The organism is Bacillus cereus group sp. N31 (genome assembly GCF_016483245.1).
In the GTDB taxonomy this organism is placed as follows: domain Bacteria; phylum Bacillota; class Bacilli; order Bacillales; family Bacillaceae_G; genus Bacillus_A; species Bacillus_A toyonensis.
Genome location: NZ_JAEHCH010000026.1, coordinates 29,850 through 56,505, shown reverse-complemented (window position 1 = coordinate 56,505; position 26,656 = coordinate 29,850). Strand labels below are relative to the sequence as shown.

Sequence of the window (26,656 nt, the reverse complement as noted above, 5' to 3'; positions counted from 1 at the left end):
ATATAAGCTGACGTTTTTATTTATAACATAAGGTTTGATTTTTTTGATAAGAAATCTTCTGTTGGATAGTAGCTGTTCTTTACAAGAACATTCGGTCCAAGACATTTCACCGCAGGGCAATGACAGCTTAATGATTTTGCTGTTTTTGAAGCGCTCCATTTCTCATATGCTTCTTGTAATGTGTTTGTTTGTATGTTTCCTAGAAGCGGAACATCACCAAAGTCCGTCACAATAATATTTCCATCGAAAATATTTACATTTAAACGAGAACGGCCATCTGGATCATTACGTACAGTTACATTTTTACTTTCATGTAATTTCTTAAATGTAGCTAAATCGCGTTCATCATCACTACATGCATAGAAAGGTAATGTTCCAAATAACATCCATACATTTTCGTCACGAATTTCTAATAAATGTTCAATAGCTTTTCGAATTTCGTCTTTTGTTAAAATTTCAAGTGTGCTAGCGAAGTCACTTGGATACATCGGATGCACTTCATGACGTTTACAACCCATTTCCTCAACGATTTGACGATGAATATGTTCAATGTGTGGTAGAGTTCTTTTGTTTAACATCGTTTCAGCTGATACGAGTACACCTGCATCGGATAGAGCTTTACTATTGGTAATCATTCGTTCGAATAATTTTGCACGTTGTTCATAAGTAGGTTTACGCTCCATCATTGCAAATCCGCCTTCAACGAAGTCATCAATTGTTCCCCAGTTATGAGAAATATGCAGCACATCTAAATAAGGAATAATTTGTTCGTAACGTGCTAAATCTATAGTTAAGTTTGAGTTGATTTGAGTGCGAACGCCTCGTTCATGAGCGTATTTTAAGAGTGGTGTTACATAGTTGTCGACGGATTTCTTTGAAAGCATAGGTTCTCCGCCAGTAATACTTAAAGAACGTAAATGAGGAATCTCATCTAATCGTTTTAATAAAAGCTCCATCGGAAGCGGATTTGGATCTTTCGGCTGTAATGTGTAACCAACAGCACAATGCTCGCAACGCATATTGCATAACGTTGTCGTTGTAAACTCAACGTTTGTTAATAGTAGTTTGCCGTACTCTTCAAGGTCCATATACGCTTCCCATGGATCGTAAGAAGGAGTAATCGGCTTCATTTTTTGTAATATCGTCATATGAAATACTCCTTTGACTATTGAAATAACAATTTGTCCATTCTCTATAATAGAAGAATATGTACTTTTTATAAAGTGAAACTTTTTAGCGGAAAAAGAGAGAGGGCTTACATTATAGCGGATAATCGTGACAAAATTGATGAAATTTCATGCCCATAGCAATCATTTTTGCGGTATAATAAAAGCAACTCGAATTAAAAGGAGAGTGCCTTCATGGGAAAAGCAATTCAAGATAAAGATACACAATTAGTATATTTAAAAGAGCGTTTAAATATGTTCATTGAAGTAATTGATACAATTGAACCTGAAGAAGTAGAGTTAGAAGATGTAGATCGTCTTCTTGCGATGTTAGATGAATTAGAATTAAAATGTGAGCAATTTAAAAAAGACGAATAATATATTAAAAAGGCTGCCAATACAAAATTGGTAGCCTTTTTCTGTACGGATAATAGAAGGAATATAGAAAAAAAGGTATAATCAAGTTGTGAAAAATCTCATTTATACTTTAATAGCATGAAATAAAGTGAAACTTTAATCAGTGGGGAAGTTTATTCCCCACTGATTATTAGCCTTCACCAATCGGGCGTTTACGGGCAGCAGGGCTCCAACCTAACTTCTTTGCTCTAGTCAAATTTCGAGGTGGGAGTCTTACTGCCCGTTCATGCGGGATAAATAAAGGGCTGAAGAGTATAACGATGGAATTTTCATCTCGTAACGTTTTGGTAGCGTTCACAATTGAGGGGGAAGTAACAATGGAAAAGCTTCAAGAAAGCATGTATCAACTAGTTGTTGAAACGTCAACGAACTTACCGAAAGATGTTCGTCGTGCGATTCAACAAGCGAAAGAGCGAGAAAACGCAGGGACTCGTTCAGCGATGGCACTTGGCACAATTACGAATAACATTAAAATGGCAGATGATAACATCTCGCCGATTTGCCAAGATACAGGGATGCCAACTTTTAAAATTTATACACCAGTTGGTGTGAATCAATTAAAACTGAAGGAAGCTATCTATAGTGCGCTTGAGCGGGCGACAAAAGATGGTAAACTTCGTCCCAACTCTGTTGATTCTCTTTTTGGAGACAATAGTGGAAACAATTTAGGACCAGGTACACCAGTTATTAAGTTTGAGCAATGGGAAAAAGATTATATTGATGCACGTTTAATTTTAAAGGGCGGCGGTTGTGAGAATAAAAATATTCAATATAGCTTACCGTGTGAATTAGAAGGACTTGGACGCGCAGGCCGTGATTTAGAAGGAATTCGTAAATGCCTTCTTCATGCTGTATATCAAGCACAAGGTCAAGGATGTAGTGCAGGTGTAATTGGTGTTGGTATCGGGGGAGACCGAACATCAGGTTACGAATTAGCGAAAAATCAATTATTCCGTACATTAGATGACATCAATCCTGTACCAGAGTTACAAAAACTTGAAGAATACGTATTAGAAAATGCGAATAAGCTTGGCATTGGTACGATGGGATTCGGCGGAGAAACAACTTTACTTGGTTGTAAAATTGGCGTATATAATCGCCTACCAGCTAGCTTCTACGTATCTGTTGCGTATAATTGTTGGGCATATCGCCGCCTTGGTGTAAAAATCCATCCTGAAACAGGAGAAATTATGGATTGGCTATATCAAGAAGGCGACGATACACTGGAGCAAGAAGTGCAAGAAAAAACAGAGCAACGTGAAATTGTATTGCAAGCACCAATTACAGAAGAGCAAATTCGTGAACTTCGCGTTGGTGATGTTGTAACAATTAATGGCATGATGTATACAGGTCGTGATGCAATCCATAAACATTTAATGGATAACGATTGTCCAGTAGACTTAAATGGACAAGTTATTTATCACTGTGGTCCAGTTGTAGTGAAAGACGAGAATGACAATTGGCAAATTAAAGCAGCAGGACCAACGACAAGTATTCGTGAAGAGCCATACCAAGGGGATATTATGAAGAAATTTGGTATTCGTGCTGTAATTGGTAAAGGCGGCATGGGTGCAAAAACATTAGCAGCATTAGAAGAACACGGCGGCGTGTACTTAAACGCAATTGGCGGTGCTGCGCAATATTATGCGGAATGTATTAAAGAAGTGAAAGATGTTGATTTCTTACAATTTGGTATTCCAGAAGCAATGTGGCATTTACGAATTGAAGGTTTTAAAGCAGTTGTAACGATGGACTCTCATGGCAATAGTTTGCATGCCGATGTTGATAAAACATCGCTTGAAAAATTAGCGAGCTTTAAAGAGCCAGTATTTAAGTAAACAAAAATGCACCTCGAATGATTCGAGGTGCATTTTTTTGGTATATATAGAAAAACATGTTCAGCATGAAAGAAAGCAGGGAAACAGAAACTACAGGTACGATTATATATGGAAAGGAGACTATTTATGAAATATAAATGGTTATATATAGGTCTCATTTTTTCAATTATGATGGTACTTGTTCCAGTTTCAACATTGGCTTATACAAACACTCCACATAACTGGGGAATTCCGCGTCCTAAAAATGAAACAGTACCAGATGCAGGGAAACTTTATACAGAATTACTACAAAAAAATGGTGGATTTTATTTAGGGGATACGAAGAAAAAAGATATTTATTTAACATTTGATAATGGATATGAAAATGGTTATACAGGACAAATTTTAGATGTATTAAAAGAGAAGAAGGTACCAGCCACGTTCTTTGTAACAGGGCATTATATTAAAACCCAAAAAGATTTGTTGTTACGAATGAAAAATGAAGGGCATATTATTGGGAATCATTCTTGGAGTCACCCAGATTTTACAGCAGTAAACGATGCAAAACTTCGTGAAGAATTAACGAGTGTAACAGAGGAAATAAAAAAAGTAACAGGGCAAAAAGAAGTGAAATATGTACGTCCTCCGCGCGGCGTATTTAGTGAAAGAACATTAGCTCTTACGAAAGAAATGGGCTACTATAATGTATTTTGGTCACTTGCATTTCTTGATTGGAAAGTGGATCAGCAAAGAGGGTGGCAATATGCGCATAACAATGTAATGACGATGATTCATCCAGGATCTGTTTTATTACTTCATGCAATATCAAAAGATAATGCAGAAGCACTTGCGAAAATCATTGATGATTTGCGCGAGAAAGGGTATCATTTTAAAAGTCTAGATGACTTAGTGAAAAGCAATCAACCGTAAGCATGTATGCTTGCGGTTTTCTCATGCTATAATGATGTGTAAAAAGGATGGGGAAACGTATGTGGAGCGAACATGTTACGTTAGAGTATCCGTATCATTTTGAAGAAGTATTAAAACGTTTATCTTTTGATCCTCTCAACGTCATTCAATTAGATGAGAAAGTCATTTATGTCCCGCTTTGTATAGACGAGGAACAGGTTGTTGTTCGCTTGCAAGGGATTGGTACTGTTCAAAATCCACAGTTTTGGATTTCTAGTCAGACAGGAGATCCGGAGAAAGTCATGAAACGAATGAGGGCCATTTTTCATTGGAATGAACCGTTTCAAGATATACAAAATCATTTTTTAAACACATCATTACGTCCACTATTTGAAACATATGCTTATACTCCAATTATTTTAGAATTTGATTATTTTGCTTGTCTTCTTCGCTGTATCATTCACCAACAAATAAATTTGAAATTTGCTACTGTGCTAACAGAACAATTTGTGAAACGGTATGGAACAGAGAAGAATGGTGTATTCTTTTTCCCCACTCCGGAAATAGTAGCAAATATTTCAATAGAAGAATTGAGAGAGCAGAAGTTTAGTCAGCGAAAGGCTGAATATATAGTAGGATTAGCAGAACGTATTGCCCGTGGTACATTAGATTTAGCGAGTATAGAAACTGGGACGGAAGAAGAAGTTTCAGCACAATTGTTGCCAATTAGGGGAATTGGTGCATGGACAGTGCAAAACTTTTTAATGTTTGGGCTTGGGCGGAAAAATATGTTTCCGAAAGCGGACATTGGGATTCAGCGTGCAGTGCAAGGTGTATTTCAATTAGATGATAAACCTGATGATGCATTTTTAGAAAACGTGAAACAAGAGTGTGAACCATACTGCAGTTATGCAGCGTTATATTTATGGAAAAGTATAGAGTAGAGGTGTAATCATGATACAAAAGCAACATGAGAGTAAGTTGGAAGTTGGTCAAACGTTTCCTGTGACAATTAAACGTCTTGGGATTAACGGAGAAGGCGTTGGTTATTTTAAGAGACAAGTTGTTTTCATTCCAGGGGCATTACCAGGAGAAGAAGTCGTTGCTGAGACAACGAAAATTCAGCGTGGCTTCGCTGAAGCGAAAGTGAAAAAGGTTCGTAAAGCTTCACCACATCGTGTGAAAGCGCCATGTCCAGTATATGAGGAGTGCGGTGGCTGTCAGCTACAACATTTAGATTATAAAGAACAATTGAATCAAAAGCGTGATATCGTTGTACAAGCATTTGAGAAGTACATGAAAAACAGTATGGAAGAGAAAATTCGTCCGACGCTTGGCATGGAAAATCCATGGCATTATCGTAATAAGAGTCAATTACAAGTGGGGCGTAAAGACGAGAAAGTTATTACAGGGTTATATAAACAAAACTCACATCAGTTAATTGATATTGCCCATTGTATGATTCAACATAAAGCAACGAATGAAGCGACAAAAGTTGTAAGACGTATATTAGAAAAACTAAATGTTTCTATTTACAATGAGAAAAAACAAAAAGGTTTAGTACGCACAATTGTAACACGTACTGCAGTTCAAACAGGGGAAGTACAAGTTACACTTATTACAACAAAAGAAGAACTGCCAAATAAAGAACAATTTATTGCAGAAGTACAAAAACAGATGCCAGCTGTTAAATCAATTATGCAAAACGTAAACTGGCGTAAAACATCTGTTATTTTTGGCGACAAAACATTTAAATTAGCTGGAAAAGAAGTAATTCAAGAAACACTTGGTGATTTATCATTTGAATTATCAGCACGTGCATTCTTCCAACTGAATCCAGAGCAAACGGTTGTTTTATATGATGAAGCGAAAAAAGCAGCTGCTTTAACAGGGAATGAGAAAATTGTAGATGCGTACTGTGGTGTTGGTACAATTGGTCTTTGGCTTGCGAATGATGCAGCGGAAGTACGTGGTATGGATGTAATTCCAGAAGCGATTGCAGACGCAAGAAAAAATGCGAAACGTCACGGATTTACAAACACGAAGTATGAAGCAGGTAAAGCTGAACAATGGTTACCAAAGTGGGTAAAAGAAGGATGGCGTCCAGATGTAATTGTTGTCGATCCACCACGTACAGGTTGCGATGATAAATTATTGGAAACAATTTTAAAAGTACAGCCGAAACGAGTTGTGTACGTATCTTGTAATCCTTCATCGTTAGCACGTGATGTGAATGCATTAATGAAGAGTTATGAAGTGGAATATGTGCAGCCAGTTGATATGTTCCCACATACAGCTCATGTAGAAAATGTAGTAAGACTTGTTAAAAAGTAAAGTTTATTCATATTCCCTCACGATATGAGGGAATATTTTCTATGAAGGAGAATACTATGCACAATTATAAATTAACGATTCAGTATGACGGTGCGCGTTATAAAGGGTGGCAACGTCTCGGTAATAATGATAATACGATTCAAGGGAAAATTGAGAGTGTCATATCTGAAATGGTCGGGAAAGAAATTGAAATTATCGGCTGTAGTAGAACGGATGCTGGTGTACACGCTTTGAATCAAGTGGCTAACTTTAAGAGTGATGAGAAGTTAGTGGAACATAAAGTGAAAAAGTATTTAAATCAATATTTACCAAATGATATTAGTATTACAAGTGTGGAAGAAGTGCCAGATCGTTTCCATGCTCGTTACAACTCTAAGGCGAAAACATATCTTTATAAGATTTGGAATGAAGAGCATACGAACCCATTCATGCGTAAACACAGCATGCACGTGAATAAAAAATTAAATGTGGAAAGCATGAAAAAAGCTGCGAAACATTTAGTTGGTTCACATGATTTTACTGCTTTTTCAAATGCAAAATCTAAGAAAAAGTCTATGGTTCGAGAAGTATATACGCTTGAGGTTTCTGAAGAGGCAGGATTTGTACAAATTAGAGTAAGTGGTAACGGCTTCCTTCATAATATGGTGCGAAAAATTGTTGGAGCATTAATTGAAGTTGGATTAGGACAATTAGATGCTGAAGCAATTCCGAATATTTTAGAGGAAAAACAGCGCAATCAAATTAATTGTCTTGCTGAGGCAAGTGGTTTGTATTTGGAGAGTGTTGAGTTTTAATAATCAGTAAAAAATCGAGCTGTGTAGGCTCGATTTTTTTATGTTTTGCTGTTAAGAAGATTTCTCTTTCTTCATACGTATTTTCAAATTCCAAAAAGCAGCAAGCATAATAGCTGCAAAGGAGCCGAAAATTGTTCCTAATAGCTTTGCATAAGGAGAGCTGCTTACATCGGCATTAATGAGTAACATCATACAGAGCATGGTAGGGAAAAAGTATAAGTATTGTATTAACTTTAATTTTTTATCATTACTCATATATATCGCCCCTTTCTAGCATGTTATATGTTTAGTGTAACATATTTTACCAATTTTTCTGCGATTGGAGAAAGGTTCATTTCATATTTGTAAATGAAGTTTTTTAATTCGATATTGTAAGTTTTGTCTACTCAATCCTAAAAATTTTGCTGCTTGTGAGATATTACCATTATTCTCTTTAAGAATTTGAGTGATGTAGTTTTTTTCTATTTCTTCTATCGTGTGCTTTAAAGTTTTAGGTGTATCAGCATTGTAATTAGTTAGTGAAGGTTGCATATTGAATTCTTTTTTTATTCGTTCGCGAAAGTGAGTGGGTATATGAAACGCTGTAATGATATTTTCATCTTCTATTAAGTTCATTGAACCTTCAATTATATGTTCCAATTCTCGTACGTTTCCGGGCCAATCGTATACATAAAAGAATTCTCTTACATGTACATCTACATCCGTTACGCTGAGCCCGAATTGAATATTGTACTTTTCGATAAAGTGCTGAACAAGAGCTGGAATATCTTCTTTTCGTTCCCGTAAAGGTGGAAGACATAAAGTAACGACGCTTAATCGGTAATATAAATCTTCTCTTAACCGATTGTGTGCAATAGCTTCAAGAGGGTCTTCATTAATAGTTGCTATAATACGAACATCAATTTCTTTTTCTTGTGCGCCTCCGATTCTTCGTATTGTTTTTTCTTGTATAGCCCGTAGTAACTTAGCTTGAAGCGTTGGGCTTAATGAGTTGATTTCATCTAACAACAAAGTCCCACCATTTGCTTCTTCAAATAAACCAGATTTATCTATTGCTCCTGTAAAGGCACCTCGATTCGTACCAAATAATAAGCTTTCCATTAGGGTATCAGGTATAGCTGCACAATTTTGTGAAATAAACGGTTTTGTTGAACGCTGACTTTCATTATGTATACTTTGTGCAAATAGTTCTTTGCCAGTCCCTGTTTCTCCTACAAGAAGTATAGATGAGGATGTACGAATTACCCTCTTTCCTTCTGCAATGATTGATTGAATAGCTCCAGAATCACCAATTATGTGGTCAAAGGTGAATTTAGTATTTTGTTTTCGAGAAGGGCTCATTCTTATCGGTTGCTTTAAGTGACTAATCTCTTTTGAAATTTCAATAGCGCCTTTAATTTTTCCATTTTCTATTATAGGGAAAGTATCGTTAATCGTCGTAATTTCTTGCCCTTTATTGTTAAAATACGTTTGCTTTATATTTTTTTTTGTTTTTCCAAATTTTAATGCCTCTATAAGAGTACTATTTTTATTTTCTTCAAATGCAAATACCTCTAAGGGACTTTTATATAGCACATCTAAGCGGTCCATTGATTCAATTTCCATCATTTTGCGGTTATAGATAATCGTTTTACTTTCCTCATTAATAATATGAATCCCGATATCGAGTTCATTGAGTAAAGCTTCATATAGCGCATTCATTTCAATAATTTGTTTGAAATTAATTTCTTCTGTATGCATGTATCATCTTCTCCTCGTTTCACCCTATGAAGACTGACTTTTTATAATTTTATTAAAATTCTCATAAAATCGCAAAATTTTTTTGCTATTTTCTTTTAAAACTTTTTAAATGATAGAAAAATTTTGCGGTTATGTAGATTTTTTTGTACAAAATCTTAATTTTTATATAGATATTGAGGTTGGTACGTATCTTGCATAAATAATAATTGAAATCTTTAAATGGAAGGAGTGGGTGAATTAGAACTTTTCATAGGGTATGCGACATTTCAGTGCAAATTAATTAAGAGGAGGAATTTATTAAGTGAAGACGGTTATAGAAGGCGTATATAGTCCTTGTTACGGGAAAGTAGAGAAATTATTTGTTACTGAAAGTTCTTACGTATATGAGTGGGAGAAATTAGCGTTAATTGAAACGATAGATAAACAGAAAGTAGAAATTAAGGTAGGCATCAGTGGTTATATCGAATCTTTAGAAGTGGTAGAAGGACAAGCTATCGCTGATCAAAAACTATTAATAACAGTAAGGGATGACCTTTTAATAACAGGTAGTGATTAATATAAGTGATATGTATTTTGCACTTTTTAATAATTAATTTTACGATGAAGAATTTTAAAAGCGCTTACAATTAATGGGTTTTAAAAAATGAAAAGGGGGGATTTATGTGATGGATCAAAGCCAAGGGTTAAAAAGGGAATTGAAAAGTCGGCACATATTTATGATTGCACTCGGAGGGGTTATTGGTACGGGTCTTTTTTTAGGATCTGGTTATACAATTCATGAAGCTGGACCTGGAGGAGCGATTGTAGCGTATCTTGTTGGCGGATTTGTTATGTATTTAACGATGCTCTGTCTAGGAGAGTTAGCGGTCGCAATGCCTGATGCAGGATCTTATCAAACGTATGCTACAAAGCATATTTCCCCTGCAGCGGGTTATGTAGTCGGCTGGATGTCGTGGCTAAACTGGTCTGCTACGATAGGCATTGAATTAATTGCAGTTAGTATTTTGATGAAACGCTGGTTTCCTGATGTATCGTCATGGATTTGGTGTGTAGTATTCGCAGTACTGCTCTTTGCTATTAATGCGTTATCTTCAAGAAGTTTTGCGGAAGTTGAATTTTGGTTTGCAAGTATTAAAGTAATTACAATCATTGCATTTATTATTTTGGGCGGGGCAGCAATGTTCGGTTTTCTAGATATGAAAGGAAACGAACCAGCACCGATGTTTTCTAGTTTTACTGATTATGGAGGGTTGTTTCCAAATGGATTATCAGCAATTTTAATTACGATGATTGCAGTTAATTTTTCTTTCCAAGGAACAGAACTAGTTGGAATTGCAGCTGGTGAGAGTGAAAATCCAGAGAAAACGATCCCGAAGGCAATTAATAATACAGTTTGGCGCATACTCGTTTTCTTTGTACTATCTATTTTTATTCTTGCGGGACTATTTCCTTGGCAGCAAGCAGGCGTGATAGAAAGCCCATTCGTAGTCGTATTTGATAAAATTGGTATTCCTTATGCGGCTGATATTATAAATTTTGTTATTATTACAGCGGTACTATCGGTTGCGAATTCAGGATTATATGCAACTTCCCGTATGCTATGGTCTATGTCTAATCAAGGAATGATTAGCCCGATTTTTGGTAAGTTATCTAAAAACGGTGTTCCTATTTATGCGTTGATTGTAAGCACGATTGTAGGATGCCTCTCATTATTATCAGGTATTTATGCGGAAGATACAGTTTATTTATGGCTTCTTTCAATTGCAGGGTTCGGAGCAATATTAGTTTGGGCATCGATTGCTTTATCTAACTTATTAGCTAGAAGGACATACGTAAAGCAGGGCGGGGATATTAAGGATTTGAAATTTAAAACACCATTGTATCCATTTGTTCCACTTCTTGCGTTAGTATTAAATTTAACAGTAATTGTTGGCATGGCTTTTATTCCTGAACAAAGAATGGCTTTATATTGTGGTATTCCATTTATGATTGTTTGTTTACTGTTTTATCGCGCTACCAGAAATAAGAGAAGTAGCGTAGAACATATTGAAAAGACAAACACAACTGAATTAGAAAGTTTACCCCGCATTAACGGGCAGTAAAACTCCACTTCAAAATTCGGCCGGAGATAAACTGCCCGTAAATGCCCGATTGGTGAAGGCTAATAATCAGTGGGGGATGAACCTCCCCACTGATTATAGTTTCACTTTATAATAGTGAGTCATTTAGAGACTGTAAAATTGTAAACAGTCTCTTTTTTTGTGAAAATAAAGCTGGAAACATACTACGTATGCAAAGGGGAATTAGCGATGAATCCAGAAATTTCGCAGTTGTTAAAACAAATAGATTCAAGGAAAGAGGAATTGCTCGAACTTACAAAAACATTAATTCGTTTTGAAACACCAGCGCCACCAGCGAGAAATACAAATGAAGCACAAGAATTTGTTGCAGATTTTCTAAGAAAACGAAATTTTAGTATTGATAAATGGGATGTATATCCGAATGACCCGAACGTTGTTGGTGTAAAAAAAGGGACGGAAAGCGGGACATATAAAAGTCTTATTATTAATGGACATATGGATGTAGCTGAAGTGTCGATAGATGAGGCATGGGAAACAAATCCGTTTGAGCCGTTTATAAAAGACGACTGGTTAGTTGGAAGAGGCGCGGCAGATATGAAAGGTGGATTAGCTGGATCCTTATTTGCTATTCAGCTTTTAGAAGAAGCGGGAATTGAATTGCCGGGTGATCTAATATTTCAATCAGTAATTGGAGAAGAAGTAGGAGAAGCAGGAACACTTCAATGTTGTAAACGTGGTTATGATGCTGATTTTGCAGTCGTAGTGGATACGAGCAATTTACATATGCAAGGACAGGGGGGCGTAATTACTGGATGGATTACTGTGAAAAGCCCGCGAACGTTTCATGATGCAACACGTAGACAAATGATTCATGCCGGAGGACGTCTATTTGGAGCGAGTGCAATTGAAAAAATGATGAAAATTGTGCAAAGCTTACAAGAACTGGAGCGCCACTGGGCAGTCATGAAAACGTATGAAGGCTATCCATCGGGAACAACAACAATTAATCCAGCTGTTATTGAAGGTGGCCGGCATGCAGCGTTTATTGCTGACGAGTGCCGATTGTGGATAACAGTACACTTCTATCCAAACGAAACGCATGAACAAATAATAGAAGAAATAGAAGCGTATATAAGAAAAGTAGCAGCTGCTGATCCATGGTTAAGTGAAAATCCACCGCAATTTAAGTGGGGCGGAGAGTCGATGATTGTGGATCGTGGTGAAATTTTTCCTTCTTTAGAAGTAGATAGTGAACATGCAGCTGTAAAAACTCTTAGTGCGGTACATGAATCTATTTTATCTAAAAATGCAATTTTAGATATGTCTGCAACAGTAACGGATGGTGGGTGGTTTAGTGAATTTCATATCCCAGCCATTATTTATGGGCCAGGTACACTAGAAGAGGCCCATTCTGTAAATGAGAAAGTTGAAGTTGAACAGTTAATTGAATTTACAAAAGTAATAACGGCGTTCATATATGAATGGTGTCATACGAAAAAATAGATTTGTATATTGAAATCGTACGGGTCTGCAACTTGTACGATTTTTTAGTGAACTATTTCAGAGTTGAACTTAAACAACAGCTGAAATAGTTTTTTATCCCGTTATTCGCTGGGCAGTAAGCCCCCCATCTCAAAATTCAGGGAAAGCCAAGAAGTTGGGTGGGAGATCAACGGCCCATAAAACCCCGATTGGTGAAGGCTAATAATCAGTGGGGGATGAACAAAACCCCTACTGATTAAAGTTTTACTTTATTTTTCTATGTCTTTCGTTTTAGTTCAATTAATTTCTCTTTTGCTAATTCAACAGCAATTGCATCATCTAAATAGCCAATTGGAAAGAGATAGTCGGGTATAATGTCGGTCGATAAAATGAAATACAGTAATGCACCCCCAAGAATTGCACGTTCTTCTTTTGAAATGGTTTCATTACAAAATTGTTGATACATATCTGTTAATTGTTCAATGAAAGGGCCTGCACTATCAATCTGTTCTAACTTGCTCGAAAAACTTTCATGAATACGTTTTTCACCTTCTGTTGTTTGAGCATAGCGTTCATAAGTTTCAAGTTCTTGTTTTACGCGAGTTGTTGTGTAATCGAAGTCGAATAAGTTAGAGGATTGTAAAGTTTGCTGAATTGTATCAAGAGATGTATACATATCCGTCTTTTCTTTATTTATGTGAGGAGAATTAGGATACATTTCATCAAATAACAATTGAGGCGGAACTTGCAGACATTCTGCAAATTTTTGTAGATGTTTTTGTTTTGGTTGTTGTTTACCATTCATAATTCTTGAGATTGTTGCTGGATCAATATCTGTAAGTATTCCTAGTTGGCGCATGGATAAGGCACGTTCTTTTAAAAGCTTTTTGATTAATTTACCAAGCCGATCGTTTGGGTTTTCTTTAGGCATAGTGAAGGCACCCCTTTTTATTGTTGAAAAAATGTTGAGCATTTATTACAAGTATATGAAACAGACAGGCACAGTTGCTCAACATTTTCATAATATGCATTGAGAAGTGAGAAAAAGGGGTGACTGTTTATGAGTACGGCAGGTATATTTTCAATTCTTTTAATCGGAATTGCTTCTAATTTAGATAATGCAGGTGTTGGGATTGCATATGGCATTCGTAAAATTCGTATTTCGTGGTTTAACAATTTTATCATCGCATTTTTTGGTTTTTTATTTACTTTATTAGCTGGTTTTTTGGGGAATTGGATCACATTATTTATTTCAGAGTTTACAGCAAACCTGATTGGAGCAATTGTTTTAGGGATAATCGGAGTGTTTATTTTATGTCAGCCTTTCTTGAGTAAAAAGGACACCATAGAATCTAAAGATGGTAGTGTACTTTTGGGGATTTTACGTGATCCAGAAAAAGCAGATTTTGATGGATCGAAAACAATTAGTTTTTCTGAGGCTCTTGTTTTAGGGGTGGCATTATCTATTAATAATATTGCAGGTGGGTTTGATGCTGGAGTAACAAATTTGAATCTGTGGCTTACGGCATGTATTTCTGGGGTGTTTAGTTTCATTTGTATTAGTGGCTTTTCATATATAGGAAAACGATTTTTAGCAGAATACTTAGGGAAATGGGCGACGGTAATTGCTGGAGTGTTATTGATTCTTATTGGGATAGATCAGTTGTTGTAAAAATAGAAAGGCAATGTTCGAGCATTTCCTCGGAAATACTTGAATAAATTGCATATATCGACATCGGATATTTACTTCTTAATAAACATAAAAAGCACCTACAAAGGTGCTTTTTAGCGTATATCTTCAATTAATTGTTCCGATTCCTCGTGCATACTATATTCACTTAAAACTTGAATACAAAGCCATTTTAGTTCCTCAATACTATGCTCAAGTTCTTCAGGGAGTACATGATGAATATCTTCGAGTCCCATTCCGAAATGAATAAGCTCTAGTACTTGATCATCGATGTTTCGATCCATTAATAGTTCAAGTACTTCTAAATTGAATATGTATCGGTGAGCTTCGTCGAGTGAAACAACTTTTAGCTTTAAGCTTTCTACAATACTCAATATAAAAAGAACAATTGTTTTTTCAAGAACAGGTTGTTTCGCCATTTGAAATATTAGTTTCATCTTTTACACCTCCACATATAGCGCTAGGTTGTACTATACTATTCAGGAGGGGGGAGCAAATATGCATAATAAAGAGAAACTTTCAGTACTGTTTTTGTAAGGATATTGATGACCAGTAACAATGAATTTTTCGTAAAAAAATCCTGCTATATTAGCAGGATACCGCCCAATTAAAAAATGCTCCAACCTTCTTGAGCAGAAAGAAGTTCAAGAATTTTAAAACCAGCGATACTATTTCCGTTTGCATCTAAAGCTGGCCCGAAAATCCCGATACCCATCTCGCCTTTTACGCAACCGAAAATCCCACCAGCTACACCGCTTTTTGCAGGGATACCAACGCGAATTGCAAATTCACCAGATTCGTTATACATACCGCATGTAACCATAAATGTTTTACAGATTTTCGTAATATGTTTAGGGATAATTTGTTTTTTCTTATATGGATCATATCCGTCCATTGCAAAAATTAAGCCAATACGTGCTAAATCAATACAGTTTACTTCAACTGCACATTGACGAGTGTATAAATCCATAAGTTCCTCAATGTCACAATCGATAATTCCATTTTGTTTCATATAGTAACAAAGTGAACGATTTAAGTAAGCCGTCTCTAATTCTGAATTGGCAACTTTAGAAGAATAATTAATAGTAGGATTATCTGTTATTTCCCGTACAAAATGAAGGATACGCTCCATTTTTTCTTCGTTATCTTGTCCTGCTAACATGCTTGTGATAGCTAATGCTCCCGCATTAATCATTGGATTAAGAGGTTTAGATGGGCTTGTCGTTTCTAACTTAATAATAGAATTGAATGGGTCACCAGTTGGTTCCATTCCAACTTTAGAAAATACATATTCTTCACCGCGATCTAAAAGTGCAAGTGCAAGTGTAATTACTTTGGAAATACTTTGAAGAGTAAATAATGTCTGTGAGTTACCAGCATGGATATATTCTGTTTCTTTATGGAAAATGGCAATCCCTAAATCGTCTGGATTTGCATTTCCTAGTTCGGGGATATAAGTAGCAAGTTTTCCTTTTTTCGTATATGGTTTTACTTGTTCTAACAACTGTTGTAAGTTGTTTGTTTCAATGCACTGCATAGTACCACCGCTCCTATTTCGAATTAACTAAGTTTACTTTTCCCGATATGCTCGGAAATAAATAATAACATGAAAAAGTGGAATGATAAAACGAAAGTTACATGTTCTATAGTGGGTCTTTAGTTTAGATTATTCTGTAATAAAAAAGGAGAATTTCCCTTTTATATAACAGTTTGGAAATAGAAAACTTATCCATAAAAAGTTCGGAAATAAAAACTACACATCTATACAACTATATGTTATTATGGTTATGTAAATAGAAAGCGTTTTCTAAAGCGTACTTATAATGATAACGATTTCATAAATTTGATAGGGGGAATTAAAATGTTGCAGTTTTTACAACGTATTGGTAAAGCGCTAATGCTTCCAATTGCCGTACTACCAGCAGCAGGATTATTGCTTCGTTTAGGGCAACCAGATGTATTTGATATTCCTGTTATGGCACAGGCCGGCGCAGCGGTTTTTGATAATTTAGCACTTATTTTTGCAATTGGTATTGCAATCGGTCTTTCAGTTGATGGTAGTGGTGCAGCAGGTCTTGCAGGTGCAATTGGTTATCTGGTTATGAAAAACAGTATTGATGCACTTAGTAAGGGATATTCTACTGTAGAATTACAAGATAAATTAGGTAAAGTTCAAGATTTAATAGGTAATAGCGCAAATATAGATCCATCTAAGCTGGCAGATACAATGACACAAGTATCTAAGGCCGCCGAATTATCGACTAAAGTGGATATGAAAGTTTTAGGTGGTATTATTGTCGGCGTTATAGCAGGATTCCTTTATAATAAATTCCATAAGATTAAACTTCCAGAATGGTTAGGTTTCTTTGCTGGAAAACGTTTCGTTCCGATTGTTACATCGGTTGTGATGCTAATATTAGGAATTCTATTCGCACAAATTTGGCCAGCAATTCAAAATGGCATCGATGCATTGGCTCATGGAATTGTTAATTTAGGTGCAGTTGGTTCAGGTCTATTTGGTTTATTAAACCGTCTATTAATTCCAATTGGCTTACACCATGTAATGAACACATACTTCTGGTTCGTATTTGGTGACTTTACAAATGCAGCAGGTAACGTTGTAAATGGTGATATTGCTCGCTTCCTTGCAGGGGATAAAACAGCAGGTATGTTTATGACTGGTTTCTTCCCAGTTATGATGTTCGGTTTACCAGCAGCATGTTTCGCAATGATTGCAGCTGCTAAACCAGAAAAACGTAAAATGGTTACAGGTATGTTAGGTGGCCTAGCATTGACTTCATTCTTAACTGGTATTACAGAACCGATTGAATTCTCATTCATGTTCCTATCACCAGTATTATATGGTATTCATGCCGTGTTAACAGGTATTTCTTTATTCGTAACAACATCACTTGGCATTCACGATGGTTTCACATTTAGTGCCGGTGCAATTGATTACTTCTTAAACTTTGGTATTGCAACAAAACCAGTATTGCTAGCGGGAATCGGTTTAATTTACGCAGTAATTTACTTTGTAGTATTCTACTTCTTAATTAAGAAGTTTGACTTGAAAACTCCTGGTCGTGAAGATGACGATGAGTTAGTTGAAGAGGGTGATGCACCAGTTGCAGGTTCAATTGGTGAAACTTACGTAGCAGCTTTAGGTGGAAAAGACAACTTAACAGTTATTGATAACTGTGCAACACGTCTACGCTTACAAGTGAAAGATGCTAGTCAAGTAAACGAAGCTGCATTAAAACGTGCGGGTGCGAAAGGTGTTATGAAATTAAGTAACACAAGTGTACAAGTTATCGTAGGTACAAATGTTGAATCTGTTGCCGATGATATGAAAAAACACGTATAAATAATTAAATAAGAGGATATCCAAAAAAACTGATAATATCAGTTTTTAGAGGATATCCTCTTTTTTTATGTTAAAAATTTAACGGGAATCTTACTTTTGTAAATTTTCTTTTTCTTTTTTGTACATATAGGTTGGTTATATGTACAGTGCGTGATAAAGTAGTGATGTTATAGAATAGATTATCCAAAATATAGGTGAAAATTAAAAGTAAATTATCGGTAAATAAGGGGAAAAAGGCAATCATGGATCAGGAAAAAAATAATGCGAATGGGAAAGCACGTCGGCCGATTGTATACATAAAAAGAACAATCATTCTCGTCTTACTATTATCACTTGTATATTTCATGTATACAAAAATTGTTGCGCATAATAAGAAAGAGGAAACTTTAAAAGCGGCAGCAGAAATGAAAAAACAAGAAGAGCTAAAAAAGAAAGAAGAAGAAAAAAAGAAGCAAGAAGCACAAAAACAAAAAGAGCAGGAAGAACAAGTGAAGCAAGCGCAAGCTGTGGAGAAGCCTGCTGAGGGACCACCTCAAGAAATTAATGAAAATGCTCAATTGGATCAATATTTACAGAGCATGGGATTTAGTGGAACAGCTGTTATTGTGAAGAATGGGAAAGTTCTTGTGAATAAAGGATACGGCATGGCTAATAAAGAGAATCAAGTGCCGAATAATTCAGAGACGACCTTTTATATTGGTTCTATTTCAAAAGCGTTTGTAGCGACTGCTATTATGCAATTAAAAGATCAAAATAAGTTACAAGTAGAGGATACAGTTACAAAGTATATTCCAGACTTTCCTCAAGGTAATAGCATACAGTTAAAACATCTATTAACACATACATCAGGAATTCCAGAGTATGAGCAGGGGACAGAGGATATTTCTCATGAAGAATTGATCAAACGAATAGGAAAGCAAAAGCGTATTGGGAGTCCGGGAGAGAAATGGAAGTATTCTGATTCAAACTATTCTATACTTGCTTACATTGCTGAGAAGGTAAGTGGACAGTCGCTCGAAGAATATATAAAACAGCATATTTTTGCGACCGCGGGTATGAAACATTCTGGTTTTGGTACAGCGTTGGAACAAACAAGATTCCCATCAACGGGTTATAAAATAGTAAATAACAATATGACAACACCTAATATTCCGAGCATGTCACAACTATATGGTTGTGGTGATATATATACGAGCGCACATGATTTATATTTATTTAATGAAGCACTCTTCTCTGGAAAATTAATTTCAAAAGAGAGTTATAATCAAATGTTTACTGCTGTGAAAAAAGATTACGGATTTGGCTGGTATGTAGATCCAGGAAGCTATTCAAATCATGGTGTAATGCCAGGTTGGAATTGTTTAAATGGTTTTAGTAAAAATGGTAGTGTATATGTTGTTTTATTATCTAACATTCAAAATAACATTAAATCATTTGGTAAAGTGAATAACGATATTTATACGATGTTACGAAATATTGAAGTGTAAAAGACTGTCTTTTTTGGATAGTCTTTTTTTATTGAGGAAGTGTATGTGCAATGGGATAATGAAATAAAGTGAAACTTTAATCAGTGGGGGTTTTCTTCATCCCCCACTGATTATTAGCCTTCACCAATCGGGCTTTTACGGGCAGTCGATCACCCACCTAACTTCTTTGCTTTCGCCGAATTTTGAAGTGTGGGTCTTACTGCCCGGCAAATAGCGGGATAAATGGAAAAGGGGACGGGATATGAGTATACATAAGCATCACGCACGTAATGCGAAACGTATTTTTTTTGTATCTGTCATTGTATGGATTATCGTTGCAATTGGATTAGTGATGGAATATAAAAAAGGAATGCTATTCACTTCAGAGAAAGACAATCTGCAATTAATAGGTATTGCACTACCAGTATTTGGAATATTAATATATAGCTTTATAGAAAAACGAAGATCAAAAATACTTAAACAGGAAAATTATAATATAGAGATTTCTGAATTACTTGAGCAACAAAAATTTGTTGTTCGGAAAGAGGTAGGGATATTTCAAGTAATAACGTACTTTGGATTAGAAGGAAATACAGTAGGGTTTTTAAAAGAAGAGTATGATTTTGTTATTCAAAGTGTATGGCAAGCTGTACTCTCTTTTCTTTTTAAGGGACTACATAAGCAACAATTTTATTTATATAATCACTCAAGAGAAAGATTGTTGCGTGTTCAAAAGAATATGGGAGTACGCAACTTCTATATTTTTTCGAATATGGATGGAAAGAAAATTGGGGAGTTGAAACAAGTACTAAGTTTAACAAAATGGGAATGGATCTTTTTAGGGGTGGATGGTAAAGAATTTGGTAAAGTGACTGGGGACCTTTCAGCAACAATGCAGAAAATAGACTGGCGAGATGGCACGCATATTGATGTGAAAGAAGATGGTATTCCGTTAGAAGCTGTTAAGTATTTTTCGGCAAGCGGTGGTTCTCTTGTTACAGCTTCTATCAGTGAACAGGCAGAATTACCACGAGCGGTTTATTACAGTACAGCTGCCATTGTTACAATTAAAAATTAAAATACTTATAAAGATAGATGAGATACCGTCTATCTTTTTTATTTAGTTAAAAATTCTTGTTTCTTTGAAAAATGTATGTCTTACCTATCACATAAAAAGCCTGCTTTGTATACATTAAGATGTATGAATGTATTTTTTATATTTTAAAAATAAATAGGAGGAGAAGTGTATGTGTCTGTTCAGAAAATATTGGCATAAATTATCCCGACTGTTTAATAGACAATTAGGTTATTTTTTAGATGACAAGTTACTGCCTGCTGTGGAACGACTTTTATTTTCGCAAAACTTTGCGAGATTTATTCAAAGAAATTCTAAGCAAGCTACAGAAGAATTTATTAAATCAAGTCAATTTCAATCGATTATTTGTAACATTTTAAAAGAATGTAATACATCACCGTTTAAAGAAATTGCAAAGCAATATTTAGGTAAAAACGTCGAAATTACTGTGACGGTTGGGCAGTTAACAGGTGTTATTGTAGCAGTTGGCGACGATTTCTTAACACTACAAGAAGGAATAGGAACTGAAGTTTTATTACCATTTACAAGTATTATATCAATTAAAGAAGTGTAAGAAAGGAGAGTTATATATGTTATTTACTGATGAACTGCGTAACCATGTTGGTGAGTTAGTGCAAGTTGTGACAGCTGTAGAAATTGTTGCAGGCATTCTTTTATCTGTGACAGACGGGGCAGTAAGTGTTCGTACTTCTCCTTCCTATGGACCACCGGAAGATGTAATTGTGCGTACTCCTATTATTGCCTATGTTCGCTTGGAAGGGTAAGCGTGATACAAGTATGAGAGTATCAGTTGTTATTCCGGCGCATAATGAAGCAAGTACGTTATCTCAAGTTTTAGTAGAAGTGGAGAAGCTGAAGCCGTATGAAATTATCGTAGTAGATAATGGATCGACAGATGGGACGAAAGAAATAGCAATACAACATCATTGTCATGTGATTTATTATAAACATTCTCTTGGCAATGATGTGGGACGGGCAATTGGAGCAAGAGAAGCAAAAGGTGAAATTGTCTTGTTTTTAGATGGTGACATCGTTATTGAGAGTAAAGAGTTACAAAGTTTCGTGAAAGGGATTCGGCAGGGGCACCAAATTGTTGTGAATAATTTAACATGGTCGGTTTATTTAAAGATGAGACCACATTATACGACAGTTGGAAAATTCATGTTGAATCGCTATTTGAATAAAAAGGAGCTTGTTGTTGGATCTTTAATCGCAATTCCACATGCGATGAGTAGGGAAGTTATTGAGAAACTTGGGTGGTGGAATTTAGCAGATCCAGCATTATTTCAAGCGATGGCGATGTCTAGAGGAGTAGATATTGTCGATATGGCTTCGGTCGATGTAATTCATACAAATAAGGTTCGTCCTGTGCATACGGGAACATCACCTGGTTCTCCTTATCCGAAAGCGACTAGTCGTATTATGGGTGATCATTTACGTGCTTTGCAATATGTAATTGAAATATATGGTAAACGCGGTGGTTTTTCGGAGGGAAACAGAGATAGAGAGTTTATAGGGAAATATAAACCAGCTGTATTAAAGAAGGAAAAAGCGAAATATAGTGCGATTATACCAGTGTCAGAAGAAAAGATGACTATAAAATCTGTTATACAAGAAGTGAAAAAAGCTGGAGTAGATGAAATTATTGTTGTTGCGAATGGAGCGGATATCGAGACTATTAAACAGGCACAGCTAGAGAATGTTATTGTTGTTGAATTCGGGGAGGCGCTTGGACATAATGTAGCGCGAGCGATAGGAGCCATGCATGCTACAGCTGATATTTGTTTATTTGTTGATGGTGATTTTGCTATTCCGGCAAAAAAACTAACTCCCTTTTTGCATGCTATTGAAGATGGGAGTGATATGGCATTAAATGATTTGCAATGTTTATTAGATATGTTTCATCCCGCGGATCCAATTAGTATGGGAAAATACTTTGTAAATTTAGTAGCGAAACGACCAGATTTATGGAATAACTCACTAACGGCAGTGCCACATGCTATGCATAAGAAGGTAATAGATAAAATTGGATATGACTCTCTCATTATCCCGCCATTAGCTCAAATGAAAGCTATTTTGGAGGGATTCTCTATTACAGCAGTACAATTTGTAGATGTTATAAAAACAAATCGAGTACGCCCAGAGCAACATGGATTTGTTAATGGACGTATTCCAGCATTTGACCGTATTTTCGGTGATCAACTTGAGGCGATTGCTTATCTATTACAATATACAGACGAACGCGGGAGTTTTACAGATGGAGAACGGGATAGAGATATTATTCAACAATTGAGAAAGGAAGAAAAGAATACAGATGAATGCTAGTAGTAAAGTAGCTATTATTGGATTAGGGTATGTTGGTCTTCCTTTAGCGGTCCATTTCGCAGAAAGAGGATATACAGTACTTGGACTAGATAAAGATACTAGGAAAATAGAATCGATTATAAAAGGAGAAAGTTATATTCCAGATGTTTCTTCTAAAGAGTTACAAAGTTTATTAACTAAAAAAAGCTTACTAGTAAATACACCAGATAAAGGTGTTACTGAGTTCCAAAAGAGTGATTATGTTATTGTTACTGTCCCGACTCCAATTAATGAGCAAAGAGAACCGGATTTAAGTGCTCTCATTTCAGCTTCGCATTATATACAACAAAACCTTCAAAAAGGACAAACCTTCATTTTTGAAAGCTCCACATATCCAGGTACACTTGAGGAAGTTATCATTCCTATTATTTCTCGAACTGGTAAAAAGGTAGGAGTGGATTATTATATTGGTTATTCACCGGAGAGAATTGATCCGGCAAATAGTCAATATTCAGTTCAATCGATTCCAAAGGTTATTAGTGGACAAACAGAACAATGTAAACAAAAGGTACAGGATTTGTATAGCACTATCTTCGATGTAGTTGTTCCTGTTAGTTCTCCAAAAGTAGCGGAGATGTGTAAGCTATTTGAAAATATTCAGCGCTTAGTTAACATTTCGTTAGTAAATGAGTTAAATATGTTATGTGAAAGTTTGAATATTAATTTTTATGAGGCGCTTGAAGCTGCATCTACAAAACCGTTTGGATTTACTCCGTATTGGCCAGGACCAGGAATAGGAGGACATTGTATTCCTGTAGATCCTTTATATTTTCAATGGAGAATAAAGAAAAATGGGGCTATTAGTCAATTAATTGAGGCGGCACATGTAATTAATGAAGAAATGCCAGAGAAAATAGTCGGAAAGGTAAAAGGCATGGTGCAATCACCCGCAACGGTTTTAATTGTAGGGATTGCGTATAAGAAAGATGTAAATGATTTGAGAGAATCACCAGCATTGCCAATTATTCAATTACTAATAAAAGAAGGATACGAGATAGAATACCATGATCCATATATTTCTTCTGCGGAAATTGGAGATAGGGTGTATCAATCTGTTTCCTTGGATGAACAAAAGGTTAAACAAGCAGATTGTATATTAATTTTAACTGATCACTCTAATATCGATTGGGAGCTTTTTAAAAGAATAAAGCGAGTAATCGATACACGTGGAATTATAAAGAAGGTGAGTGCATGAGTAAGAAATGTTTAATTACAGGTGGAGCAGGATTTATTGGATCACATCTAGCTGAAGAATTGGTGAAAAGAGGTTATGGAGTCACAATTGTGGATAACTTCTATAAAGGGAAAAATAAGTATCATAATGAGTTAATGAAAGAGATTCCAGTTATTCCAATCAGTGTTTTAGACAAAAAGGCAATCGATGAATTAGTAAATCAACACGATGTAGTATTCCATTTGGCAGCAATATTAGGTGTTAAAACGACAATGGAAAAAAGTATAGAACTCATTGAAACAAATTTTGATGGAACGAGAAACATTTTACAAGCAGCATTAAAAGGCAAGAAAAAAGTAGTCTTTGCGTCTACTTCAGAAGTATATGGTAAGGGCAAGCCACCTTTCTCTGAAGAAGGAGATCGATTATACGGGGCAACTTCTAAAATACGCTGGAGTTATGCAGTTTGTAAAACGTTAGAAGAGACATTATGTTTAGGATACGCATTAGAAGGTTTACCGGTAACGATTGTTCGTTATTTTAATATTTATGGTCCAAGAGCGAAAGATGGTCCGTATGCAGGGGTAATCCCACGATTTATCCGGGCGGCTTTGCAAGGTGAAGACATTCTCGTATATGGCGATGGAAAGCAGACACGTTGCTTTACGTACGTAAGTGATGCAGTAGAGGCAACGATTCGAGCAATGGATGAGAATGTAAATGGTGAGATTATTAATATAGGTTCTGAGAATGAAAAAAATATTAAAGAAGTAGCAGAAGTAATCAAAAAACTAACAAATTCTTCTTCAAAAATTGTACAAGTTCCTTTTGAAAAAGTATATCCACATGGTTTTGAGGAAATTCCAAATAGAAGACCAGACGTAACAAAATTAAGAGAACTTGTTCAATTTCAAGCGACAATAACGTGGGAACAAGGATTGAAAGAAACTATTAAATGGTTTCGTGAAGAAAACAATGGCTAAGTCATTATCGGTTATTATTCCCGTATGTAATGAAGTGGATACGATTTCAGACGTGATTCAATCGGTAAAGCCATTCAATCCAGTAGAGATTATTGTAGTAGCTAATGGTTGCAATGATGGTACAGAAGGGGTTGCTGAGAGTTTAGGATGTAGAGTAATTCAGAATAAAGAGTCACTTGGTAACGACGTTGGCCGCGCAGTTGGTGCAAAACATGCGATAGGTGATGTATTACTGTTTATAGATGGAGATTTCGCTATTCAAACTTCAAAATTGCAATTATTTCTTAATCCGATTTTACATGATCAGGCTGACATCGTTTTAAATAATTTGGATGCATTATTTTTAAAAAAACAAAAACCACATTCCGTTACAGTATGGCGCCAAATATTAAATGCAATGTTAGAGCGCGAAGAATTAAAAATTGATTCTTTATTATCTGTACCTCATGCGTTGACGAAAGAAGTCGTTCAAAGTATTGGATATGAATGTTTTGTTAATCCTATTGTAGCTCATTTACGCTTAGCACAAAGTAAATGGAAAATTAGTCGTCATTGTGCAATTGACGTTATTACGCCGAATAAATTTCGGCCACTCGAGCATGCAGCATATGGCACAGATCTTGCACAAGCTGAAAAACGAATGATAGGTGACCATATAGAAGCTGTAGCGGAGCGGATAATAGGCAGCGATGAGCGTGGAGGATATTATGATGGAAATCGGAAAAGAGAGAGTGTCTATCATACTTTAAATTTTGAAGATTTTTATCAAGGATGGGGCGTTACATCTAATTTGTATAAAGGAAAGCAATTATCGGTAATTATTCCTGTACAAGATGAAGAGAAAACAATTGGAAACGTTATAGAGGAGCTTCGTAAAATTGAACCTTTTGAAATCATCGTTGTTGTAAATGGTTCGTCAGATAAAACGGCAACAATTGCAAAAGAAAAAGGAGCAACAACAATTATATATAAAGAAGCACTCGGAAACGATGTGGGGCGTTCGCTTGGAACTTATTTTGCAAAAGGAGAAATTGTGTTATTTATAGACGGTGATTTTGTTATTCCAGCTAGTGAGCTATATCCTTTTGCAAAAGCTATTGCAGATGGGCAAGATGTCGCATTAAATGATCTAAATCATTATTTAGATTTAAGAGTACCACTTCATCTCGTAACTGCATTTAAATATGCGTTAAATTTAGCTTGTGATAGAAAAGATTTAGGAGTAGGCTCTCTTATTGCCGTACCTAATGCATTTAGTAAGACGTGTTTGAAAGCAATAGGATATAGATCTTTACTGTCACCTTGTGTAGCGCAAGTGAAAGCTGTTCTTTCAGGATTCGAAATTGCATGTGTCAGTCGTGTTGAGGTCGATAAAATGAACCGTATTCGTCCCAGTGAACATTTTGCAAAAATAGGACATCCTCCAGCTGTACTTCGAATTATTGGTGATCATATCGAAGGATTAGAGCAATTAATTGCATTAAAGGGCAGTCGGGGTGGATTCTATGATGGAAATAGAAAAAGAGATGTTTTATAGGTAACAAAAAAAGTGTACAACATATGTACACTTTTTTGTTCCGTTATAAAAACTATAACAGATTAGGAGATAAGAGTATTACAGCTCTACAATGGGTATTGTTCTTATATTACAAAATAGGACTCGTATATAAGGATACCAAAAAAATACAATTAAAGAAAGGGTTAATTATAAAGACTTTTGAGTGAAGTTAACACTATGCATACAGTAGTTTGCTCAACATTTCACAAACATGTCACAAC

The 26,656-nt window shown here is 35.7% G+C and carries 25 protein-coding genes and 2 pseudogenes; 21 read left to right on the top strand and 6 right to left on the bottom strand.

The window, feature by feature from the left end; translation table 11 throughout:
- Nucleotides 1-20 precede the first annotated feature (20 nt).
- The gene (yfkAB, locus tag JDS81_RS24605; RefSeq protein ID WP_097954432.1) at nucleotides 21-1,148 is read right to left on the bottom strand and encodes a radical SAM/CxCxxxxC motif protein YfkAB; all 1,128 of its coding nucleotides are present in this window, start codon (nucleotides 1,146-1,148) and stop codon (nucleotides 21-23) included.
- 213 nt (nucleotides 1,149-1,361) lie between these two features.
- Here yfkAB and JDS81_RS24600 point away from each other — a divergent pair, with 213 nt between their 5' ends.
- The 6 genes from JDS81_RS24600 (at nucleotide 1,362) to truA (ending at nucleotide 7,437) form a co-directional block, all read left to right on the top strand.
- On the top strand, nucleotides 1,362-1,544 hold the full coding sequence (locus tag JDS81_RS24600) for an SE1561 family protein (protein ID WP_000513558.1): 183 nt from the start codon (nucleotides 1,362-1,364) through the stop codon (nucleotides 1,542-1,544).
- 356 nt (nucleotides 1,545-1,900) lie between these two features.
- A complete protein-coding gene (gene fumA, locus JDS81_RS24595; RefSeq protein ID WP_000413539.1) occupies nucleotides 1,901-3,421 on the top strand; it encodes a class I fumarate hydratase in 1,521 nt (506 codons plus the stop codon).
- 126 nt (nucleotides 3,422-3,547) lie between these two features.
- Entirely contained in the window at nucleotides 3,548-4,330 is a 783-nt protein-coding gene (pdaA, locus tag JDS81_RS24590; RefSeq protein ID WP_097954433.1) for a delta-lactam-biosynthetic de-N-acetylase, read from the top strand.
- A 59-nt stretch (nucleotides 4,331-4,389) separates the two neighbouring features.
- Nucleotides 4,390-5,253 (top strand): DNA-3-methyladenine glycosylase family protein, encoded by an 864-nt coding sequence (locus JDS81_RS24585; RefSeq protein ID WP_000269448.1) that lies wholly within the window; start codon nucleotides 4,390-4,392, stop codon nucleotides 5,251-5,253.
- Between the two features lie 10 nt (nucleotides 5,254-5,263).
- Nucleotides 5,264-6,643, top strand: coding sequence for a 23S rRNA (uracil(1939)-C(5))-methyltransferase RlmD (gene rlmD, locus JDS81_RS24580; RefSeq protein WP_000615198.1), 1,380 nt, complete (start codon nucleotides 5,264-5,266; stop codon nucleotides 6,641-6,643).
- A gap of 56 nt (nucleotides 6,644-6,699) precedes the next feature.
- Complete coding sequence (gene truA / locus JDS81_RS24575; RefSeq protein WP_000553129.1) at nucleotides 6,700-7,437, top strand: tRNA pseudouridine(38-40) synthase TruA; 738 nt, start codon at nucleotides 6,700-6,702, stop codon at nucleotides 7,435-7,437.
- 51 nt (nucleotides 7,438-7,488) lie between these two features.
- Here truA and JDS81_RS24570 read toward each other — a convergent pair whose 3' ends face one another.
- A complete protein-coding gene (locus JDS81_RS24570; protein WP_097954434.1) occupies nucleotides 7,489-7,692 on the bottom strand; it encodes a hypothetical protein in 204 nt (67 codons plus the stop codon).
- An 81-nt stretch (nucleotides 7,693-7,773) separates the two neighbouring features.
- Complete coding sequence (locus tag JDS81_RS24565) at nucleotides 7,774-9,177, bottom strand: sigma-54 interaction domain-containing protein (protein ID WP_097954435.1); 1,404 nt, start codon at nucleotides 9,175-9,177, stop codon at nucleotides 7,774-7,776.
- A gap of 301 nt (nucleotides 9,178-9,478) precedes the next feature.
- Between JDS81_RS24565 and JDS81_RS24560 the strand changes: the two genes are divergently transcribed.
- The 3 genes from JDS81_RS24560 (at nucleotide 9,479) to JDS81_RS24550 (ending at nucleotide 12,761) form a co-directional block, all read left to right on the top strand.
- On the top strand, nucleotides 9,479-9,733 hold the full coding sequence (locus tag JDS81_RS24560) for a biotin/lipoyl attachment domain-containing protein (protein ID WP_000859494.1): 255 nt from the start codon (nucleotides 9,479-9,481) through the stop codon (nucleotides 9,731-9,733).
- A 106-nt stretch (nucleotides 9,734-9,839) separates the two neighbouring features.
- A complete protein-coding gene (locus JDS81_RS24555) occupies nucleotides 9,840-11,279 on the top strand; it encodes an amino acid permease (RefSeq protein ID WP_097954436.1) in 1,440 nt (479 codons plus the stop codon).
- A gap of 159 nt (nucleotides 11,280-11,438) precedes the next feature.
- The gene (locus JDS81_RS24550) at nucleotides 11,439-12,761 is read left to right on the top strand and encodes an acetylornithine deacetylase (RefSeq protein ID WP_142311413.1); all 1,323 of its coding nucleotides are present in this window, start codon (nucleotides 11,439-11,441) and stop codon (nucleotides 12,759-12,761) included.
- 256 nt (nucleotides 12,762-13,017) lie between these two features.
- Here the strand turns inward: JDS81_RS24550 and JDS81_RS24545 are convergent, their stop codons facing one another.
- Nucleotides 13,018-13,671, bottom strand: coding sequence for a DUF1232 domain-containing protein (locus JDS81_RS24545; protein WP_001123710.1), 654 nt, complete (start codon nucleotides 13,669-13,671; stop codon nucleotides 13,018-13,020).
- Nucleotides 13,672-13,800: 129 nt separating this feature from the next.
- Between JDS81_RS24545 and ytaF the strand changes: the two genes are divergently transcribed.
- Nucleotides 13,801-14,412 carry a sporulation membrane protein YtaF gene (ytaF, locus tag JDS81_RS24540; protein ID WP_097954438.1) on the top strand — a complete coding sequence of 204 codons (612 nt, stop codon included), beginning with the start codon at nucleotides 13,801-13,803 and terminating at the stop codon, nucleotides 14,410-14,412.
- Nucleotides 14,413-14,525: 113 nt separating this feature from the next.
- Here ytaF and JDS81_RS24535 read toward each other — a convergent pair whose 3' ends face one another.
- Together JDS81_RS24535 and glsA are read right to left on the bottom strand one after the other, a co-directional pair.
- Nucleotides 14,526-14,867 (bottom strand): DUF3969 family protein, encoded by a 342-nt coding sequence (locus JDS81_RS24535; protein WP_000766598.1) that lies wholly within the window; start codon nucleotides 14,865-14,867, stop codon nucleotides 14,526-14,528.
- Between the two features lie 170 nt (nucleotides 14,868-15,037).
- Nucleotides 15,038-15,967 (bottom strand): glutaminase A, encoded by a 930-nt coding sequence (gene glsA, locus JDS81_RS24530; RefSeq protein WP_001149858.1) that lies wholly within the window; start codon nucleotides 15,965-15,967, stop codon nucleotides 15,038-15,040.
- Between the two features lie 69 nt (nucleotides 15,968-16,036).
- Between glsA and JDS81_RS30965 the strand changes: the two are divergent.
- From JDS81_RS30965 to JDS81_RS30570, 11 genes and pseudogenes are all read left to right on the top strand, one after another.
- Nucleotides 16,037-16,150 (top strand): annotated as a pseudogene (locus JDS81_RS30965) (transcriptional regulator).
- Nucleotides 16,151-16,291: 141 nt separating this feature from the next.
- On the top strand, nucleotides 16,292-17,794 hold the full coding sequence (gene nagE, locus JDS81_RS24525) for an N-acetylglucosamine-specific PTS transporter subunit IIBC (protein ID WP_000938904.1): 1,503 nt from the start codon (nucleotides 16,292-16,294) through the stop codon (nucleotides 17,792-17,794).
- Between the two features lie 242 nt (nucleotides 17,795-18,036).
- On the top strand, nucleotides 18,037-19,281 hold the full coding sequence (locus JDS81_RS24520; protein ID WP_097954439.1) for a serine hydrolase domain-containing protein: 1,245 nt from the start codon (nucleotides 18,037-18,039) through the stop codon (nucleotides 19,279-19,281).
- Nucleotides 19,282-19,522: 241 nt separating this feature from the next.
- Nucleotides 19,523-20,338, top strand: a complete 816-nt coding sequence (locus JDS81_RS24515; protein ID WP_097954440.1) for a sugar ABC transporter ATP-binding protein — start codon at nucleotides 19,523-19,525, stop codon at nucleotides 20,336-20,338.
- A 169-nt stretch (nucleotides 20,339-20,507) separates the two neighbouring features.
- Nucleotides 20,508-20,909, top strand: a complete 402-nt coding sequence (locus tag JDS81_RS24510; protein WP_000335538.1) for an LSm family protein — start codon at nucleotides 20,508-20,510, stop codon at nucleotides 20,907-20,909.
- A 16-nt stretch (nucleotides 20,910-20,925) separates the two neighbouring features.
- Nucleotides 20,926-21,120, top strand: a complete 195-nt coding sequence (locus JDS81_RS24505) for a hypothetical protein (protein WP_000899471.1) — start codon at nucleotides 20,926-20,928, stop codon at nucleotides 21,118-21,120.
- Nucleotides 21,121-21,133: 13 nt separating this feature from the next.
- Nucleotides 21,134-22,681 carry a glycosyltransferase family 2 protein gene (locus JDS81_RS24500; RefSeq protein WP_097954449.1) on the top strand — a complete coding sequence of 516 codons (1,548 nt, stop codon included), beginning with the start codon at nucleotides 21,134-21,136 and terminating at the stop codon, nucleotides 22,679-22,681.
- The gene (locus tag JDS81_RS24495) at nucleotides 22,671-23,915 is read left to right on the top strand and encodes a nucleotide sugar dehydrogenase (RefSeq protein ID WP_097954441.1); all 1,245 of its coding nucleotides are present in this window, start codon (nucleotides 22,671-22,673) and stop codon (nucleotides 23,913-23,915) included. The genes JDS81_RS24500 and JDS81_RS24495 overlap by 11 nt, the downstream gene beginning before the upstream one ends.
- Nucleotides 23,912-24,877: an NAD-dependent epimerase/dehydratase family protein gene (locus tag JDS81_RS24490; RefSeq protein ID WP_000037046.1), complete on the top strand. Its 966-nt coding sequence runs from the start codon at nucleotides 23,912-23,914 to the stop codon at nucleotides 24,875-24,877. The genes JDS81_RS24495 and JDS81_RS24490 overlap by 4 nt, the downstream gene beginning before the upstream one ends.
- Nucleotides 24,870-26,414 (top strand): glycosyltransferase family 2 protein, encoded by a 1,545-nt coding sequence (locus JDS81_RS24485; protein ID WP_016107475.1) that lies wholly within the window; start codon nucleotides 24,870-24,872, stop codon nucleotides 26,412-26,414. Before JDS81_RS24490 ends, JDS81_RS24485 begins: the two co-directional genes overlap by 8 nt.
- A pseudogene (locus tag JDS81_RS30570) lies at nucleotides 26,383-26,602 on the top strand (hypothetical protein). Before JDS81_RS24485 ends, JDS81_RS30570 begins: the two are co-directional and overlap by 32 nt.
- Nucleotides 26,603-26,656 lie beyond the last annotated feature (54 nt).